Origin of the sequence: Actinoplanes sp. NPDC089786, from assembly GCF_040684855.1 — a bacterium.
GTDB lineage: Bacteria > Actinomycetota > Actinomycetes > Mycobacteriales > Micromonosporaceae > Actinoplanes.
In genome coordinates, this window is record NZ_JBFBGU010000001.1 from 1,176,092 (window position 1) to 1,193,404 (window position 17,313).

At 72.0% G+C, this 17,313-nt stretch carries 19 protein-coding genes; 8 read left to right on the plus strand and 11 right to left on the minus strand.

What is annotated here, in order from left to right; translation table 11 throughout:
• Nucleotides 1-20: 20 nt before the first annotated feature.
• Nucleotides 21-395 (plus strand): hypothetical protein, encoded by a 375-nt coding sequence (locus AB0O15_RS05710; protein WP_364314488.1) that lies wholly within the window; start codon nucleotides 21-23, stop codon nucleotides 393-395.
• On the opposite strand, the gene AB0O15_RS05715 is transcribed toward AB0O15_RS05710, so the two are convergent.
• Both AB0O15_RS05715 and AB0O15_RS05720 read right to left on the minus strand, forming a co-directional pair.
• Nucleotides 392-571 (minus strand): antitoxin, encoded by a 180-nt coding sequence (locus AB0O15_RS05715; RefSeq protein WP_364314491.1) that lies wholly within the window; start codon nucleotides 569-571, stop codon nucleotides 392-394. The genes AB0O15_RS05710 and AB0O15_RS05715 overlap by 4 nt on opposite strands.
• A complete protein-coding gene (locus AB0O15_RS05720; RefSeq protein ID WP_364314494.1) occupies nucleotides 568-2,463 on the minus strand; it encodes a 4-alpha-glucanotransferase in 1,896 nt (631 codons plus the stop codon). Before AB0O15_RS05720 ends, AB0O15_RS05715 begins: the two co-directional genes overlap by 4 nt.
• Before the next feature lie 46 nt (nucleotides 2,464-2,509).
• Between AB0O15_RS05720 and AB0O15_RS05725 the strand changes: the two genes are divergently transcribed.
• Both AB0O15_RS05725 and AB0O15_RS05730 read left to right on the plus strand, forming a co-directional pair.
• On the plus strand, nucleotides 2,510-2,755 hold the full coding sequence (locus tag AB0O15_RS05725) for a hypothetical protein (protein ID WP_364314496.1): 246 nt from the start codon (nucleotides 2,510-2,512) through the stop codon (nucleotides 2,753-2,755).
• 50 nt (nucleotides 2,756-2,805) lie between these two features.
• On the plus strand, nucleotides 2,806-4,017 hold the full coding sequence (locus AB0O15_RS05730) for a chitosanase (protein ID WP_364314498.1): 1,212 nt from the start codon (nucleotides 2,806-2,808) through the stop codon (nucleotides 4,015-4,017).
• A gap of 1 nt (nucleotide 4,018) precedes the next feature.
• Here the strand turns inward: AB0O15_RS05730 and AB0O15_RS05735 are convergent, their stop codons facing one another.
• The 3 genes from AB0O15_RS05735 to AB0O15_RS05745 all read right to left on the minus strand — a co-directional run bounded on the left by AB0O15_RS05735 (nucleotide 4,019) and on the right by AB0O15_RS05745 (nucleotide 6,872).
• Entirely contained in the window at nucleotides 4,019-5,248 is a 1,230-nt protein-coding gene (locus AB0O15_RS05735) for a family 16 glycosylhydrolase (RefSeq protein WP_364314500.1), read from the minus strand.
• Between the two features lie 92 nt (nucleotides 5,249-5,340).
• Entirely contained in the window at nucleotides 5,341-6,360 is a 1,020-nt protein-coding gene (locus AB0O15_RS05740) for a carbohydrate-binding protein (RefSeq protein WP_364314503.1), read from the minus strand.
• A 101-nt stretch (nucleotides 6,361-6,461) separates the two neighbouring features.
• Nucleotides 6,462-6,872, minus strand: a complete 411-nt coding sequence (locus tag AB0O15_RS05745; protein ID WP_364317072.1) for an ATP-binding protein — start codon at nucleotides 6,870-6,872, stop codon at nucleotides 6,462-6,464.
• A gap of 54 nt (nucleotides 6,873-6,926) precedes the next feature.
• Between AB0O15_RS05745 and AB0O15_RS05750 the strand changes: the two genes are divergently transcribed.
• Nucleotides 6,927-8,054: a DUF5931 domain-containing protein gene (locus AB0O15_RS05750; RefSeq protein WP_364314505.1), complete on the plus strand. Its 1,128-nt coding sequence runs from the start codon at nucleotides 6,927-6,929 to the stop codon at nucleotides 8,052-8,054.
• A gap of 16 nt (nucleotides 8,055-8,070) precedes the next feature.
• Nucleotides 8,071-8,703 carry a response regulator transcription factor gene (locus AB0O15_RS05755; RefSeq protein WP_364317075.1) on the plus strand — a complete coding sequence of 211 codons (633 nt, stop codon included), beginning with the start codon at nucleotides 8,071-8,073 and terminating at the stop codon, nucleotides 8,701-8,703.
• A gap of 7 nt (nucleotides 8,704-8,710) precedes the next feature.
• On the opposite strand, the gene AB0O15_RS05760 is transcribed toward AB0O15_RS05755, so the two are convergent.
• The 6 genes from AB0O15_RS05760 to aroA all read right to left on the minus strand — a co-directional run bounded on the left by AB0O15_RS05760 (nucleotide 8,711) and on the right by aroA (nucleotide 14,342).
• Complete coding sequence (locus tag AB0O15_RS05760; protein ID WP_364314508.1) at nucleotides 8,711-9,268, minus strand: DUF5709 domain-containing protein; 558 nt, start codon at nucleotides 9,266-9,268, stop codon at nucleotides 8,711-8,713.
• Between the two features lie 9 nt (nucleotides 9,269-9,277).
• Nucleotides 9,278-10,021, minus strand: coding sequence for an ATP-binding protein (locus tag AB0O15_RS05765; RefSeq protein ID WP_364314511.1), 744 nt, complete (start codon nucleotides 10,019-10,021; stop codon nucleotides 9,278-9,280).
• Between the two features lie 147 nt (nucleotides 10,022-10,168).
• The gene (locus tag AB0O15_RS05770) at nucleotides 10,169-11,038 is read right to left on the minus strand and encodes a hypothetical protein (RefSeq protein ID WP_364317078.1); all 870 of its coding nucleotides are present in this window, start codon (nucleotides 11,036-11,038) and stop codon (nucleotides 10,169-10,171) included.
• A gap of 88 nt (nucleotides 11,039-11,126) precedes the next feature.
• The gene (hisN, locus tag AB0O15_RS05775) at nucleotides 11,127-11,927 is read right to left on the minus strand and encodes a histidinol-phosphatase (RefSeq protein WP_364314514.1); all 801 of its coding nucleotides are present in this window, start codon (nucleotides 11,925-11,927) and stop codon (nucleotides 11,127-11,129) included.
• A 150-nt stretch (nucleotides 11,928-12,077) separates the two neighbouring features.
• Entirely contained in the window at nucleotides 12,078-13,136 is a 1,059-nt protein-coding gene (gene rsgA, locus AB0O15_RS05780) for a ribosome small subunit-dependent GTPase A (protein WP_364317080.1), read from the minus strand.
• A gap of 3 nt (nucleotides 13,137-13,139) precedes the next feature.
• Entirely contained in the window at nucleotides 13,140-14,342 is a 1,203-nt protein-coding gene (aroA, locus tag AB0O15_RS05785; RefSeq protein WP_364314516.1) for a 3-phosphoshikimate 1-carboxyvinyltransferase, read from the minus strand.
• Nucleotides 14,343-15,393: 1,051 nt separating this feature from the next.
• Here aroA and AB0O15_RS05790 point away from each other — a divergent pair.
• The 3 genes from AB0O15_RS05790 to AB0O15_RS05800 all read left to right on the plus strand — a co-directional run bounded on the left by AB0O15_RS05790 (nucleotide 15,394) and on the right by AB0O15_RS05800 (nucleotide 17,306).
• Nucleotides 15,394-16,065 (plus strand): SOS response-associated peptidase, encoded by a 672-nt coding sequence (locus AB0O15_RS05790; protein WP_364314519.1) that lies wholly within the window; start codon nucleotides 15,394-15,396, stop codon nucleotides 16,063-16,065.
• Between the two features lie 232 nt (nucleotides 16,066-16,297).
• On the plus strand, nucleotides 16,298-16,693 hold the full coding sequence (locus AB0O15_RS05795) for a WhiB family transcriptional regulator (protein ID WP_364314521.1): 396 nt from the start codon (nucleotides 16,298-16,300) through the stop codon (nucleotides 16,691-16,693).
• Nucleotides 16,694-16,697: 4 nt separating this feature from the next.
• Entirely contained in the window at nucleotides 16,698-17,306 is a 609-nt protein-coding gene (locus AB0O15_RS05800; RefSeq protein WP_364317083.1) for an alpha/beta family hydrolase, read from the plus strand.
• The last annotated feature ends 7 nt before the right edge of the window (nucleotides 17,307-17,313 follow it).

The window sequence follows — 17,313 nt, forward strand, 5'->3', positions numbered from 1 at the left end:
CGGACAGGAGGGATGCCACCGTGTCGGGCTCTAGCAGTGTGCTGGCCGAGTTCACCGGGCGTCCCCTCGGGCCGCCACCGGCCGACGCGATGGCCGAGATCCTGGCCGCGGCGGCCGCCGAGCACAGCCGCTCCCGGCCCGCGCTGCGGATCCGCCGGCACGACTCGGACGAGGGACCCGCGTACTGGCGCTGGGACTGCGTCCGCTGCGGCGAATACGGTGGCGGCCGGCATCACCCGGACGCGATCACCCGGGCCCTGCGGCACTGCGGCGAGCACCCGGAGCACCGGTCGTCGCTGCTGCCGCCGACCCGGTGCCGCGAGCGCTCGGCGCAGCCCGTGGCCCACCCGATGTTGTTCGCGGTCGACGACGACCCGCCGCCGCCACCCCTCTAGGGGCGGGTGTCGCCCTCGCCGGTGCGCTTCTGCGCCTCGTCGACGCCGCGGTCGATCTGGCCCGAGTACTTGTGGCCGGTCCGCTTGTCGACCTCGTCGCCGACCTTCTCCAGCACCTGGTCGACCTGCTTGTCGTGCTTGTCGGCGAATTCCTTGGCCTTGTCCAGGAAGCTCATCCCGCACCCTTTTTCGCGCTCAGCACGCCGGCGATCCGCCGGACGCGTGGGTCCACCACGATCTGCTCCAGGCTAGTGGTGATCGGCATCCGCCAGTTCGGGTACTCGTCCGTGGTCCCGGGAAGGTTCGGCTGGTCCAGCACCCCCAGCACGTCGTAGAGCGACGCGGTCACCAACCGGCACGGCGTACGCGCCAGGAACTCGTGCATGGCCACCACGATCTCCTCCGAGCTGCTGTCCGGGGTGATCAGGCCTTCCTTGGTCAGCGCCAGCAGCAACTGCGCCCGGTCGGCGTCGGCCGCGCGCTGCTCGTCCTCGACCGTGCCGGCCAGCTGGCCCAGCCGCGCGCGGACCCGGACCTGCTCGCCGGTCAGGAAGCCGGCCGCGGTCGGCAGGTCGTGGGTGGAGACGCTGGCCAGGGCGTTGCGCGGATAGTCCTCGGCCGGCACGAAGACGCTGTCCGGGTCGTCCCAGTCCCGGGTGAACCAGAGGACCGCCGAACCCAGCATGTTCATCCGTTCGAGGCCCTCGGTGACCGCCGGCTGCACGGTACCGAGGTCCTCGCCGATCACCACGGCGCCGGCCCGGTGCGCCTCCAGCGCCAGGATGCCGAGCATCGCCTCCGGGTCGTAGTGCACGTAGGTGCCCTCGGCCGGGCCCAGGCCCGGCGGCACCCACCACAGCCGCCACAGCCCGGCCACGTGGTCGACCCGCAGCCCGCCGGCGTGCCGGAAGATCCGCCGCAGCATGTCCCGGTAGGCCGCGTAGCCGGTTTCGATCAGCCGGTCGGGCCGCCACGCGGCCAGGCCCCAGTCCTGCCCGAGCTGGTTGAACGCGTCCGGCGGGGCCCCGGCGTGCACCCCGGCGGCCAGCACGTCCTGGAGCAGCCAGCCGTCGGCGCCGTTCGGGTCGATGCCCACGGCCAGGTCGAGCACCACCCCGACCGGCATGCCGGCGGCCGCCCGGTTGGCCGCTTCCAGTTGTTCCTCGACCAGGCGCTGGACCCAGATGTGGAAGGCGACCCGGTCCTCGTCGGGGCGGCCGGGGTCGGCCGGCCAGGTCGGCCAGTTCGGGCCGTGCCGTTCGGCCAGCGCGCAGAACTCGGCGAACTCGGTGAGCCCCGGATCGGCGTCCCGATCGACCTGGCCTTTCCCGGGGAAGAGGAGTTCGAGGGCGGCCCGTTTGGCCTCCCACACCGCGGTGTAGTCGATCAGCTCGGTGTCGGCCGGCCGTAGGGCGTCAACCTGTGCCTTGACGGCCGGGCTAGCCGACTTGTATTGGTTTATGTCGGAAATGCGCAGGTAGAGCGGATTGGCGAACCGGCGGCTGGACGGCGAGTACGGCGAGGCCGGCACCGGCGTGGTCGGGGTGATCGCGTGCAGCGGGTTGAGCAGGACCAGGCCCGCGCCGTGGCTGTTCTCGATGAACGTCCGCAGGTCGCCGAGGTCGCCCATGCCCCAGGAGCCGGCCGACCGCAGCGCGTACAGCTGGAGCATCCAGCCCCAGGTCTCCGGCGGCTCGGGCAGCTCGACCGGCACCACGACCAGCGTGACCTCGCGGTCGCCGTGGCGCAGCCGGTGCCAGCCCAGCGGCAGGTCGGCCGGGACCGCGGTGACCTCCCGGACGGCGCCGTCCTCGCAGGTGATCCGGGACGGGCCGGGCAGCGGGCGGGTCGTGCCCTCCCGCACCACCACGGTGCCCGGGAGGTCCTGCTTGGCCGGGACTGCGGCCAGCGCGGCCCGCACCGCCGCCGGGGTGCTCGCGTCCACGCCGAGCAGGCCCAGAACCCCGATCACCGACTCGGGGGCGACCTCGCGTTCTTCGCGGTGCCAGTCCTCGTACGAGGTGGCCACCCCATGCGCCGCGGCGAGCGCGCTCAGATCCACATCCATGCCCCCAGCCTCTCAGCCATTGCCCCGATGGGTCACGATGGGTCGCATGTCCACAGCTCTGAAGTGGTGGTCGCGGGCTTCCGCCGCGGTCACCGGTCTCGTTCTGACCCTGGTCATCCCGGTGCACGCGTGGGCGGCAAGCACCGGCGTGGCCGATGTCGCCGTCGAGGCGGCCAAGTCGCGCCGGGGGCGCGGCGGCTTCCTCCCGATCATCGGCGGCCTCTGCTGCCTGCTCGTGGTGGGCGGTGTCATCCTGGCCATCGTCCTCATCTCCCGGCGTCGCAAGCGCTGATTTCCCGCTTTCTCCGCGAACCCGGGCGCGGCCGACCTAGCGTGGAAGGCGTGGCGATCAGGGCTGGGGCAGTGGCGTTCGGCACCGGTGTGGCCGCGCTGCTGACCGTCCCGCTGGTCGTCACGGTCACCGCGGACGCCGCCAGCGACATGGCGCTCTCGCCGGGCCGCGGGGTGATGGCCTCGGCCGGATCCGGCGCGGCGGCCGCGGTCGACGGAGACCTCGGCACCGCCTGGACCACGCCGGCCGTGCTCGGCAGTCAATGGCTGCGGGTCGATCTGGGTGCGCCGCTCCGGGTGGTGCGGGCCCGCCTGACCTGGGACAAGGCGTACGCCTCGGCGTACCGCGTACAGATCTCCGCCGACGCCGCGTCCTGGACCGATCTGGCCGTGGCCGGCGACGGTGACGGCGGCACCGACGATCTCAAGCAGCTCGGCGGCGCCGGCCGCTACGTCCGGGTCCTCGCGCTCCGCGGCGGCGGTTCCGGCTTCGCGTTGCGCGAGTTCCAGGTGTACGGGCCCGGTCCGGCCGTCCCGGCCCGCGCCGAGTCCGGCATCAACCCGGCCGCGCCGCTGACCGACGTGAAGCCCAAGGAGATCGCCCAGCAGCTGGTCTCGTCGGCCGAGAACTCGTCGCTGAACTGGCGTGGCCAGTACGGCTACCTCGAGGACATCGGCGACGGCCGCGGCTACACCGGCGGGCTGGTCGGCTTCACCTCGGGCACCTCGGACATGCTCGCGCTGGTCGAGGAGTACACCCGCCGGAAGCCGGACAACCTGCTCGCCCGCTATCTGCCCGCCCTGCGTGCGGTCGACGGCTCGGACTCGCACGCCGGCCTGGACCCGGGTTACCCGGGGGCCTGGAAGAAGGCCGGCACCGACCCGGTGTTCCAGAAGACCCAGGAGGACGAGCGGGACCGGATGTACTTCGGCCCGGCCGTCACGATGGCCCGCGCCGACGGGCTCCGCGCCCTGGGCCAGTTCGCCTACTACGACGCGGCGGTCATGCACGGGATGTCCGGCCTGCGGGGCATCCGCGAGGCCGCGACGGCCAAGGCGAAGACGCCCAAGCAGGGCGGCGACGAGATCACCTGGCTGAACGCCTTCCTCGACGCCCGGGTGCGGGCCATGAAGACGGAAGAGGCGCACAGCGACACCACCCGGGTGGAGACCGCTCAGCGCCTCTTCCTCAAGTCGAGCAACCTCGACCTGAACACGCCGCTGACGTGGAAGGTCTACGGCGACCGCTTCTCGGTCAAGTAGCTCAGGTCCGCGTCCACTTCTGGTTGGTGGTGCCGGCGCAGTCCCAGAGCTGGAGCTGCGCGCCGTTCCCGCTGTTCCAGTCCTTGACGTCGACGCACCGGTTGGCCGAGACGTTCACCAGGTCGCCGGCGCCGGACAGGGTGAACCGCTGCACCGGGTTGCCGTTGCAGGTGACCAGCTGGATCGGGGTGCCGTTGGCGAGCGCGCCGCCGGCCGGGTCCATGCACTTGCCCATCGCCCGCAGCGTGCCGTCGCCGTTGAACGACCACTGCTGGGCGTTGCTGCCGTTGCAGTCGTAGAGCTGGAGCCGGGCGCCGTCGACCGGGTTGGCGGCCGGGATGTCGATGCACCGGTTGCTGAAGTTCGACCGCAGGCCGCCGGTCGGGGACGGGGTGCCGCCGTCGGTCCAGGCCGAGACGCGGACCCAGTCGACCAGCATGGTCTGCGGGAACACCGTGCTGGCGTCCGGGTAGCCCGGCCAGTAGCCGCCGACCGCCACGTTCAGGATCATGAAGAACGGGTGGTTGAAGACCCACTGGTTGCCGTTGATGTTGGACGGGGTGATCCGGAAGAACTCCGAGTTGTCCAGGTACCAGACGATCAGGTTGGGTGACCACTCGACCGCGTACTGGTGGAAGGCGTCGGCCAGCGGCGCGCCGATGGTGCGGCCGCCGCCGATGCCGCCGGCGCCGGAGTAGCCCGGGCCGTGCACGGTGCCGTGCACCGTGTTGGGCTCGAAGCCGACGTTCTCCATGATGTCGATCTCGCCGTCGGCCGGCCAGTTGCCGCCGCCCAGCATCCAGAAGGCGGGCCAGATGCCCTGACCCCGGGGAATCTTGAGGCGGGCCTCGAAGCGGCCGTAGGCCTGGGAGAACTTGTCCGCGGTCAGGATCCGGCCCGAGGTGTACTCGCAGCGCCCGTAGTGGCACTGGTAGTTGTTCGGGTTCTCCTGGCGCGCGGTGATCGCCAGGTTGCCCTGACCGTCGTGCACCACGTTGCTGGTCGAGTTGGTGTAGTACTCGCGTTCGTTGTTGCCCCAGCCGCCGCCACCGATGTCGAACTTCCACTTCGACTGGTCCAGCGGCGTGCCGGCCAGTTGGTTGAACTCGTCCTGCCAGGTGATGGGCCCGACGGCGGCGTCGGCGACATCGTTGCGTGAGGTCGCTACCAGTCCGCCCGTGAGTGTGACCGCCACGGTCGCGACGGCGAGCAAGAGCCTTGTCCTGCGCATGGGGATCCTCCGGGGAGAGGTGCCGTTAACTTTTAGTAGTCTTTATAGATTGACCACCATCAGTCAAGACAGCTCGGTTCCGGAACCACCTTCTACTGCGCCTTGAACAGCTCCGGGATGGCCGTGGGCTCCCAGCCGGGCAGCGAGGTGTGGGTCGACAGCACCTCGTACGTGACGCCCTTGAACTCGACCTTGGTGCCGGCCGTGTAGAGGTGGAACGGCTCCCAGGCCTCCGCGGCCGGGGGCTGCTCGGCCGGGGGCTGCTCGGCCGGGGGCTGCTCGGCCGGGGGCTGCTCGGCCGGCGGTTCTTCAGCCGGCGGTTCTTCGGCCGGCGGGGCGCTGGGCTCCTCCGAGGCTGGGGGCTCTTCCTCCTCGGGCGCGGCCGTCGAGACCCGCACGAAGTCGACCAGCATCCGCCGCGCGGTCCGGTCGCGGTCGACCTCGCCCGCGGTCACCTCGAGGGCCACCGCGAACGGCTCGTCCAGGTCGGTCTTGGTGCGCAGGAACTCCCGGTCGTCGATCGTCCAGATGACCTCGCCGAACGACCAGGTCACCGCGTACGAGTGGAAGTCGGCCGCGAGCGACTGCTCCGACTCCAGCTGCCCGTCGACGTCGGCGCCGAACGACCCGCGCAGCACCTTGGAGCGGTTGCCCCGGTTGTCCATGACGTCGAGCCGGGAGTCGTCGGCCCCGAGCATCCGGAAGACCGAGCGCACCGATTCGCCGTCGGCGACCCGGACCCGCGCCTCGACCTTGCCCGCCGCGGCCTGGAAGGTCTGCTTGGTCTGCACGCCCGCGTCGGCGGACCGGTCCCGCCGGCCGGGCCGCGCGAAGATCGCCACGTTGCCGTCGCCGTCCAGGCGCACGCCCTGGCCGTCGGCCGACCACTTCGCCGCGTCGGGGTCGTCGCCGCGGGCGCCGTCGAACTCGTCGGCGAACACCGGGACGAGGGTCGGGGTCGACTGGGCCGCGTCGGCCCGGTCGAATCGGGTGGGCAGCCAGACGGCGGTCGCGAGCCCGGTCGCCGCGACCGCCAGCGTCACCACGGAACGTGTGCGCAGGGTTCGAGACGGAGCGGAGTGGCGGGCGACGAATCGACGATCGCGTTGCATGGGACGAAGGTCCTCCTTGTCGGCGGCCTCCTGTAAAGGCAGAAGAACTTTCGGATATTGCCGGGCCGGGCGCAAGCTCGCCTCTGATACTTAAAGATTCCTTAAGAAGACCGGGTCGAGACGCGAACCCTCGTCCCTTCTGGACTCGTGTTCAGCCGCAGGTCATCGGTCAGTTCGGCGGCCAGCCAGAGCCCCCGGCCGCCCGGTTCGTCGGCCCGCGGGCGATGGGGGTGATTAAGCGTCGGTTCAGAGATGCCGGGCCCTCGATCGGAGACCTCGCAGACCACCGACCCGGTCTCCCGCCACAACGCAACGTGACCTTGCCCGCCACCGTGGCGTACCGCGTTGGTCAGCAACTCGTTCACCGCGACCACAAAATCGTCCAGCCGTGACCCGCTGAGACCGGCCCGTCCGGCACAGGACGCGACGGCGTGCCGCAGGCCGGTCACCCGGTCGCGGTCGAAGGCCTCCGACAGGAGGATCTCGGCGCCGATGCGTCGACCGTATTCCAGCGCTGATCATTCCGCAGGACACGGGGCCCACCGCCGGTGTGGGAAGGTCGGCGGGTGAGCGTCGCGGAAAGACGGCCGAGCAGCCCGCTGACGCCGCTCTGGCGGGCCATCGCGGTGTTCCGGATCGCGGCGCTGGTCTACGTCGCCGTGCTGGTGGTGAACGACGTCCCCGAGTACGCGCGGCCGATGCTCGCCTGGCCCGTCCTGGGCGTGATGGCGACGTGGACGATCGTCACCACCTACGCGTACGCCGACCGCACCCGGCGCCGCCCGCCCCTGCTCACCGCCGACCTGCTGATCACCATGGCCGTGCTGGCGGTCAGCTTCTGGGTGGTCGGGCGCCCGGCCCTGGCGGACGGCACCGCCACGCTGGCCGTGGCCTGGCAGACCGCGCCGGTGCTGGCCTGGACGGTCGCCCGGGGCCGCCGGGCCGGCATCGTCGCCGCGCTCGCCATGGGCGCCGTCGACCTGCTGATCCGCGCCCGCAGCAACCAGGCCACCACGGGCACGGTGCTGATGGTGCTGGCCGCGTTCGCGGTCGGCTACCTGGTGCGCCTGACCGAGGAGTCGCACGCCCGGCTCCAGCGGGCGGTCGAACTGGAGGCGGCCACCCGGGAGCGGGAACGGCTGGCCCGGGACATCCACGACTCGGTGCTGCAGGTGCTGGCGCTGGTGAAGCGGCGCGGGGCGGGACTGGACGGCGAGGCCGGCGAGCTGGCCCGGCTGGCCGGGGAGCAGGAGGTCGCGCTGCGGGCGCTGGTCGTCGGCCCGTCCACCGGCCCGGCCGGCGAGGTCGACCTGATGACGCTGCTCGCCGGGCACGCCTCGACGACCGTGTCGGTGGCGGCGCCGGCCGGGGCGGTGCTGCTGCCCGGGAACGTGGCCCGGGAGGTGGCCGGGGCGGTCGCCGCCGCGCTGGACAACGTGACCCGGCACTGCCCGCCCGGCACCAAGGCGTGGGTCCTGGTCGAGGACGAGCCGGACGCGGTGACGGTCAGCGTGCGCGACGACGGCCGCGGGATCGGGCCGGCGCGGCTGGCCGAGGCCGAGGCGCAGGGCCGCCTGGGGGTCGCGCAGTCGATCAAAGGCCGGGTGGCGGCCCTGGGCGGGCGGGCCTCGGTGCAGAGCGGCCCGGCCGGCACCGAGGTGGAGCTGGTGGTCCCGCGTGCCCAACTACCCTGATCACGTGGTGCGAGTGATGGTGGTGGACGACCACCCGATGTGGCGCGAGGGCGTCAGCCGCGACCTGACCGCGGCCGGGTACGAGGTGGTGGCCACGACCGGCGAGGGCCGGCAGGCGGTGCGCATCGCCGCCGCGGCGCGGCCCGACGTCGTGGTGCTCGACCTCCAACTGCCGGACATCTCCGGGGTCGAGGTGATCAACGGGCTGCTGGCGGCCGTTCCCGGCGTACGCGTGCTGATGCTGTCCGCGTCCGGCGAGCAGCAAAGCGTCCTGGACGCGGTGAAGGCCGGCGCCGGCGGCTACCTGCTCAAGTCGGCGGCCCTGGACGAGTTCCTGGACGCGGTGGCCCGGACCGCGGCCGGCGGCACCGTCTTCACGCCCGGGCTGGCCGGGCTGGTGCTCGGCGAGTTCCGTCGGCTGGCCGGGGAGCCGCCCGCGCCGGCCGGCCCGAGCGCCCCGAAGCTGACCGAACGCGAGACCGAGGTGCTGCGCCTGGTCGCCAAGGGGCTCTCGTACCGGCAGATCGCCGAGCGGCTGGTCCTGAGCCACCGCACGGTGCAGAACCACGTGCAGAACACGCTGGGCAAGCTCCAGCTGCACAACCGCGTGGAACTCACCCGCTACGCGATCGAGCAGGGCCTCGACTAGACCCTGCCTACTCGTAGGCCGGCGGGCGGGTCTCGTGCATCGCCAGTTCCTCGGCCGAGGCTCCGCCACCGGCGGCGCCCGCGTCGTACGCGACGCTGTCTTCCTCGTTGTCGAAGCCGCCGCCCTCGTCCGGGGCGACCAGGCGGCCCACCGTGGCCGGGTCGTCGTCGTCGAGCTGGCCGTCGTCGTAGAGGGAGACCTCCGAGTTCGGGTCCGAGGTCGGGCCGGCGCCCCACTCGTCGGCGAGCCGGTTGCGCTCCTCGGAGCTGTCCACGGTCTCGTCGTTCGGGTCGCGGCGCGCCGGGATCGGGTCTTCGGCGCCGACGTCCGGCTCCTCCTGGCGCAGCCGCCGGTCGAGCCCCTCGCCCTGCCGGGCCTCCTCGGCGGTGTCACCGAAGCGGTTCGAGCCGCCCGGGCCCACGCCGGCCAGCGCGGCCGGGTCGGCGCCATCGGCCCAGCGGGGGCTGTTGACCTCGTCGTACGCGCTCGAGTCGTCGTCCGCGGTGTCCGGCAGTCCGGAGGCCTCGGGATCGGTCACCTCGGCCGGGTAGTCGTTGTCTCGCATGAGCGAAACCTACCCCCGCGGAGCGTCCGGTATGCGTTCCGCGGCCTCCGACAGCTGGGCCCAGACGATCTTGCCGTGGGGCAGGGCCAGGCTGCCCCAGCGGTCGGCGACCGCGTCGATCAGCAGCAGGCCGCGACCGCCGTACGAGGTGGGCGCCACCGGCCCGGTGAACCGCGGCGTGTGGCCGGACCGGTCGCGGACCGCCACCCGGATCGTCCGGCCCTGCCGGGACAGCAGCACGGTCATCGGGGTGCGAGCATGCGCCACCACGTTGTTGACCATCTCGGTGACGACGATGGTGGCCGAGTCGGCCAGGTCGGCGCAGCCCCAGCCCGTGCACGCGGCGGTGACCAGCTCGCGGGCCCGGCGGGCGGCGCCGGTCACCGGCTCCAGGTCGAGCTCGCGGCGGTCGTCCGGGTGGGCCGGGCCCAGCGTGTCGAGGGCGTCACCCCGGTCGGCGTAGAGCGGCAGCCCGGTGTCGGCCCAGCCGTCGGCGCCGTTCACGGCCAGCACCATCCGGGTGGCCGGCCAGGCGGCGTTCTCGGCGGCGACCTCGGTCAGCACTCCGGCCGACCCGGCGTCGGCCGGTCGCAGGCGCTCGACGTCGACCACCAGGGCCTCGGGCTGCCCGGCCAGCACGTCGATCAGCGCCGAGCGGACTGCTGGGGCGGCGGCCGGATCGAGCACCCCGGAGAGCCGGATCACCGGAAATGTCTGATCGGTGTCCACCAGGTGTGCAACCTCGCTCGGCATGATCGCTCCATTGTGCATAGGGCCGCTCTTCCCCGCATATTCGGAGCAAGGACCCCATGACCGATTAGTCCCGAATGTGAGTTATGGGCCAATCGTGCGGTAAAGGGGTGAACGCCATGCTCATGCCAATACCCGCTGAGCGTGACCTCATACACGCGAACGGAGCTCAGCGCGAGCTACGCGAGCTTCCTTCACCTTCACCGCCGGGGCGGTGGCGTGGTGGTGCTGCGGTTCGGCGTACCTGGTCAGGCCGATCACCGAGGCCAGCGTGGCCACGAAGCCGACACCGGCCAGCCACTCGCGACCAGGGAAGATCTGGTCGCCGAGCAGGAGCAGGCCGACGATCGCCGCCGGCACCGCGCCCGCCGCGTCCATCGCCGCCACCGCCGCCGTGGTCGACCCGCGCTGCATCGCCAGGCCGAGCAGCAACTGCCCGATGATCGAGTGTGCGATGAGGAGGTAGAGCAGCGGGTTGGAGCAGAACCCGCCGACCGAATGCTCGCCGGCCAGCGGGCGGGCGGCGATCGCGGCCGCCGAGAACGCGATCCCGGCCAGCGACCCGAGAACCACCGATCCCATCGCGCCGTGCAGGCGTACCGCGAAGAAGCCCAGCGCCGCGATCACCGCGATCGCGACGGCCAGCCCGACCACCCCCGCGGTCCCCATCGGCCGCGAGTGTGCCGGCTGGGCCGACAGGACCAGCGCGGTGATGCCGCAGAGCAGCAGCGCGAGCAGGCCGATCTCGGCCCGGGGCAGGCTCCACTTGAGGATCACCACGCCGAGCAGAGCGGTCACACCCAGCCCGGCCGCCACGCTGGCCTGCACCAGGAACAGCGGCAGGTCGCGGCGGGCCAGGAAGGCGAAGACGAAGCCGAGCACCTGGCAGCCGAGGCCGAGCAGGTAGGTGCGGTGGCCGGCCAGCCGGAGCAGCAGACCCGGGTCGAAGGTGTGGTGCACGGTGGTGCGGGCGATCGCCTTGGACTGCAGAAGGTTGGCAACCCCGTACGCCGCGATCATCGCGGCGAGGAAGAACCAGCCCGGGGACACCACGGGAGCGAGGATAGACCAGCCGGGTAGCGGGTAGGCCGCGTCCCGTGGACCCGGCCTATCCGTCCTTCCGGTGCGTCAGGCGCCCGAGCAGCTCATCGTGCAGCAGACCGTTGGTGGCGATCGCGCTGCCGCCGCCCGGCCCGCCGGCGCCGTCCAGGTCGGTGAACCGCCCGCCCGCCTCGGAGACGATCGGGATCAGCGCGGCGACGTCCCACAGCGACAGCTCGGGCTCGACCATCGCGTCCACGGCGCCCTCGGCCAGCAGCATGTAGCCGTAGAAGTCGCCGTAGGCCCGGCTCCGCCACACCTGCAGGATGATCTCCAGCATCGGGTCGAGGCGGCCGCTCTCGGCCCAGCCGGACAGGCTGGAGTAGCAGAAGCTGGCGTCGGCCATCCGGTTCACCTTGGAGACGGCCAGCCGGGTGGCGGCGCGCTGGTGCTTCCCCGCGTACGCGCCGTGACCGACCGCGCCCCACCAGCGTCGCCCCAGGGCCGGCGCCGAGACCAGCCCGGCGACCGGCACATCACCCTCCATCAGGGCGATCAGGGTGCCCCAGATGGGCACGCCGCGGACGAAGTTCTTGGTGCCGTCGATCGGGTCGATCACCCACTGTCGCGTTCCCTTGGCCGGGGAGGTCACGCCGTACTCCTCGCCGAGCACGCCGTCGCGCGGGCGGGCGCGGGCCAGCGTGGCGCGGATCGCCTTCTCGACCGCGGTGTCGGCGTCGGAGACCGGGGTCAGGTCGGGCTTGGACTCCACCCGCAGGTCGAGCGCGCGGAACCGGGCCATCGAGATCGAGTCGGCCGTGTCGGCGAGCAGGTGGGCGAGCGCGAGATCATCGGCATAACCGGCCATTCAGGGAGATACCTTTCAAGATCAAATTCTTGTCGCGCCTTGGTGGGTGGTGCTGACCGCTGCTCCCGCCGAGGTCGCCTCGCCTTCGGCGACGGCTCGGCCTGAGTGAGTGGTCACCCTTCTTCTTCTGTCAGCCCCGAGCCGGCGGGCTCACCCGCTCGCGTCTTCCTCGGTCAGCCCCGAACCGGCCGGCTCACCCGCTCGCGACGACAGGAGGCGGCGGTAGGAGGCCAGCCGCCGAGGGTCGGCGTTACCCGCGGCCACCCACTTCTCCAGCGTGCAGTCGGCGCTCATGTGGTCGCAGTGCGGCTGGTCGTCGAGGGTGCCTTCGACCAGGTCGGGGAAGCCGTGCAGGAGGCTCTCGGCGCTCACGTGGGCCAGGCCGAAGCTGCGGATGCCCGGGGTGTCGATGATCCAGCCCGGGTCGTCCTTGCGGCGGCCGACCCGGGGGAGCCGGAGCGCCACCGCGCTGGTCGACGTGTGCCGGCCCTTGCCGATCGCGCTGACCACGCCGACCGCCCGCAGCGCGGCCGGCACCAGCCGGTTGACCAGGGTGGACTTGCCCACACCGGAGTGGCCGACGAGCACCGACATCCGTCCCGCGAGGCGGGCGCGCAGGTCGTCCAGGTCGCTGTCCGGCCGCAGCAGCACGTAGGGCAGATCGAGCTCGGCGTAGTAGTCCAGCACCTGCTCCGGCCCGGCCAGGTCGTTCTTGGTCAGGCACAGCAGCGGTTCGATGCCGGCGTCGTACGCGGCGACCAGGCACCGATCGATGAACCCGGTCCGCGGCGGCGGGTCGGCCAGCGCGCTGACGATGACCAGCTGCTCGGCGTTGGCGACGACGACCCGTTCCAGCCGCCCCTCGGGCGTGGTGTCGTCATCGTCGGCGGTGCGCCGCAGCACCGACGTGCGCTCGGCGATCCGCACGATCCGGGCCAGCGCTCCCGCGGCCCCCGAGGTGTCGCCCACCAGCGCCACCCGGTCGCCCACGACGACCGACTTGCGCCCCAGCTCCCGGGCCCGCATGGCGACGACGATGTCGTCGTCCCCGCCTTCACGCACACACCCGTAGCGCCCGCGGTCCACGGTGATCACCAGGGCGTCCACCGCGTCCTCGTGCTTCGGCCGGGTCCGGGTGCGCGGGCGCGACGACCGCCCCGGGCGCACCCGGACGTCGTCCTCGTCGTACTCCCGCTTACGTGCCGGCAGGGTTCAGCTCCTCGCGTTCACGACATCGGCCCAGAGTTCCGGGAACTCCGGCAGCGTCTTCGCGGTACAACCTACGTCGTCCAGGCTGATCCCCTCGACGGCGAGCCCGAGCACCGCCGCCGCGTGCGCCATCCGATGATCGTCGTACGTGGCCCAGGCCACCGCCCGCAGCGGCCCCGGCGTGATGTCCAACCCGTCGTGGTGCTCGGTGACCCCGGCGCCGGCCTTGCCGAGCTCGGTGGCCAGCGCCGCCACCCGATCAGTCTCGTGCGACCGGATATGCGCCACCCCGCGCAACCGCGACGGCGAGTCGGCCAGCGCGGCCAGCGCGGCCAGCACCGGCGTCAACTCACCCACCTCGGACAGGTCGGCATCGATCCCGTGCAGCGACCCCGTCCCGCGTACGGTCAGCCCTTCGGAGCCGCTGACCACCGCCCCGCCGAGCTGACCCACCAGCTCAGCCAACCGCTCCACCGGCTGCCAGCTCTCCGCCGGGAATCCCCGCAACGTCACCGACCCGCCGGTGACCAGCGCCGCCGCGAAGAACGGCGCCGCACCGGACAGATCCGGCTCGATCACCCATTCCCGCCCGCGCAGCTCACCCGGCTCGACCGCCCACACATCCGGAACACTCTCATCCACGACGCCCCCCGCGGCCCGCACCATGTGCGTGGTCATCCGCAGATGAGGCGCCGACGGAACCGGCGGCCCCTCATGCCGGAGCACCAGCCCCTTCTCGAACCGGGGCGCCACCAGCAGCAGCCCCGACACGAACTGACTGGACCCCGAAGCGTCGATCACGGCCTCGCCGCCCTCGACATGCCCCGTCCCCCGAACCGTCAACGGCAGCCCGCCCGTACCCGAGGCATCAAGATCGACCCCCAGCGCCCGCAACGTGTCGACAATCGGCCGCAACGGCCGCCGCCGGGCCTGCGGATCCCCGTCAACAGTCACCGTGCCCTCAGCCAGAGCAGCCAACGGCGTCCCGAACCGCATGACCGTCCCCGCCTGCCCCACATCAATGGTCGCCGGCCCCCGCAGCCGCCCAGGCGTCACCGTCCACACCTCGTCATCCGTGGTGTCGACCCGAGCCCCCAGCGCGGTCAGCCCCGCCGCCATCCGCATTGTGTCGTTGGCCCGCAGAGGCCGCACAACGCGAGACTCCCCGCCGGCCAGCGCACTGAGCACCAGAGCCCGAGCAGTCATCGACTTCGACCCCGGCAACCGCACCGAAGCAGAAACAGGCCCAGTCCCCACCGGAGCATCCCAAGACGTCACCCACCCATTCTGCCGTCCCCCACCGCAGCGCCGCGAGAGGCGGCCATCTCCCGCGGGTCGGGACCGGGGCGACCGCCGACGGAGTGGCAGGCGGCCCTGCGGGTCGGGGCCGGGGCGACCGCCGACGGAGTGGCAGGCGCCCCCCGGCGGCGGCCTGCCGCCAAGCGCAAGACGCCCCGACACCTCAAGCCCCGAGGGCCGCGCTCGGCAACGGCGGGGTTCCTGAGCTTGTCGACCTGACACCTCCCCCCAAGCGCGACCCGTCACCGCAGCGCAGCCAAGTCGCCGCCTCCCGCAGCGCGACCCGCCACCGCAGCGCGTCCTCTTCCCGCTGACCGGCGCGACCAGCGATCTCGCCTCGCGCGACCCGGCCGCTGCCGCCCGGGCGGCCATCTCGGCCAAAGTTGGCAAGCTCCACACAGCGGCGGGCGAGTATCGGCAGCTCGCGCTCCCCGCCGGCGGTAGTCATCGCGGACGAAAACGATCTTGAGCAGGTCGCGGCCACCGCCACCGCCCCCACCCCTCTGGGCGGGCAGGAATGTAGCTCGGGGATCTGGCCGGGCGCCGTCGCTGTCCACAAGACGTGTGTGCTGTGGAAAAGCGAGGCCAGGTCGGAGCCGAGATCAGCACCCGAGAACGACCGGCCGCTGGCTGGGCGCTGGGAGTTGCCACGGCCCGGTCGGGGGCGAAGGTCAACACATGAGGACACCGGGCCGTCGGTGAGGGGGCCGTCCGAGCCGTCAGGCCGCCCACGCCGGCGCTGGGCGTTGCGGTGAGTTCAAGGACTTCACCGGCGCCCGAGAAGGCGCGCCGACCGCGTCGGCCCACACCACGGGAGCGCCGGCGAGCCGCCCGAACCGCCACGAAAGACGCCCTGACGCACCCACCCAGACGTCGCGCGGAGGGTCGTCGCCAGCCCGGAACCGGGGAGCGTGGGCATGCCCCCACGGAGCGTCGTCAACGGCGTACTGTCCACGGCATGTGCGGCCGGTACGCGACAACCAGGAGCGACACCGACCTGACCCTGCTCTTCGAAGCCGACGACGTGACCGACGGCTTCGCCCCGAGCTGGAACGTGGCCCCCACCGACCCCGTCCCGGTGATCCGGCTGTCGGCGAGACGAAACAATGCCCGGGTGCTGGATCGCGCAAAATGGGGTCTCATCCCCGCCTGGTCGGACGATCCGCGGGCCGGATCCAAGATGATCAACGCTCGGGCCGAGACGGTGGCCACCTCGCCGGTGTTCGGGCCGGCCTTTGCCAAGCGGCGCTGTCTGGTGCCGGCTGACGGCTGGTTCGAGTGGGTGCGGGACGGGAAGCGTAAGCAGCCCTATTTCATGGCGCCCGCGGACGGTTCGGTGCTGGCCTTCGCGGGGCTCTGGAGCATGTGGCGCAAGGACACCCTGACCAGCACGATCATTACCACCGAGGCCACGGGTGAGCTGGCCCGCGTCCATCATCGGATGCCGTTGATCCTGCCTCGCGACCGCTGGCGGGAATGGCTCGGGTCGGAGAGTCCGCGGCTTGATCCGGTGGATGCCGCCGAGATCGAGATTCGGCCGGTGGGGTCGGAAGTCGGGAAGGTTCAGAACAATGGGCCTGGATTGATTGAGCGGCACGTGCAAGAAGTGGAAATTCAGACACTCTTCTGACTCCCGATTCGCGACGTTGATCGGGATATGTCGTGACTGCTGACTGTGAAGTTTGTTTCGAGATCGACACGAACCCTTGCCTGGATCTTGTGTCTCGGGATAGAAACCACCGCCGGTTGTGGTGCCGTCTGCACGGGGTGGATGGCGCAAGAGTCGGTCCGCCGCGCCCGAGAGGGGGCGGGGGACGGGCGCTGACCACGGGTTAAACCGGTCCCACGGGGGAGGTGGGCTGATGACACGGGCACGTATGCCGCGTCCGCACGAGGTCGCCATTGCACGAAGCGACCCGAGGCTGCTTGGGGCGATCGACCAGCGCAGGTCCGACGAGGCCTGGCGCGTTCGCGGCGCCTGCCGCACGGTCGATCCGGAAACGTTCTTCCCGGCTCCGAACGAGCCGACCGAAAGCGCCGTCACGCTGTGTGGCTCCTGCGTTGTGCAGGGGCCGTGCCTGGCGTGGGCGCTCCAGGTGGGCGACTGCCACGGCGTCTGGGGCGGCACCACGCCGCGCGAGCGCCGGGCGATGCTGGTGGCCTGGCGCGAGCGCGTCCAGCCCAACGGCGAGGCGGTCGACGACGGAGCGGACGAGGAGGATCGCAAGCTTCTGACGCTGATTCCGATCAGCAGGTAGCAGGATTGGGGCTGTGAAAAGCCTCGTCATAGATACGCCGCGCGGGCCGGCGGAGGTCGAGATCAGCGACCCCGCCGGCCCGCCCGTCTCCCTGCTGGTCCTCGGCCATGGCGCGGGCGGCGGAGTGCATGCGCCCGACCTGACCAAGGTGCACGACGTCGCGGTCGCCGCGGGTGTTCGGGTCGCGCTGGTCACTCAGCCCTATCGGGTGGCCGGGCGGCGCGCGCCGGCGCCGGCCGATCAGTTGGACGAGGCTTGGGTCCATTGCGTACGCGAGCTGGCCGACGGCCTTCCGCTGGTGGTGGGCGGCCGGTCGAGCGGGGCCCGGATCGCCTGCCGGACGGCCGGCGATCTCGGCGCGGCGGGCGTGCTGTGCCTGGCGTTCCCGCTGCATCCGCCGGGGAAGCCGGACCGGACCCGGGCGGGTGAATTGCCCGTGGACCTGCCGACCCTGGTCGTCAACGGGGATCGCGATCCGTTCGGCGTACCTTCGCCCGAGGGTTTGATCGAGGTTGTCGTGCGGCCGGGGGCAACCCATGACCTGCGCAAAGACCTCGTGGGCACGGGCGCCGTGGTGTCTGCCTGGCTGGCCCGCAACGGCTGGGCCGGCTAGCGGAATG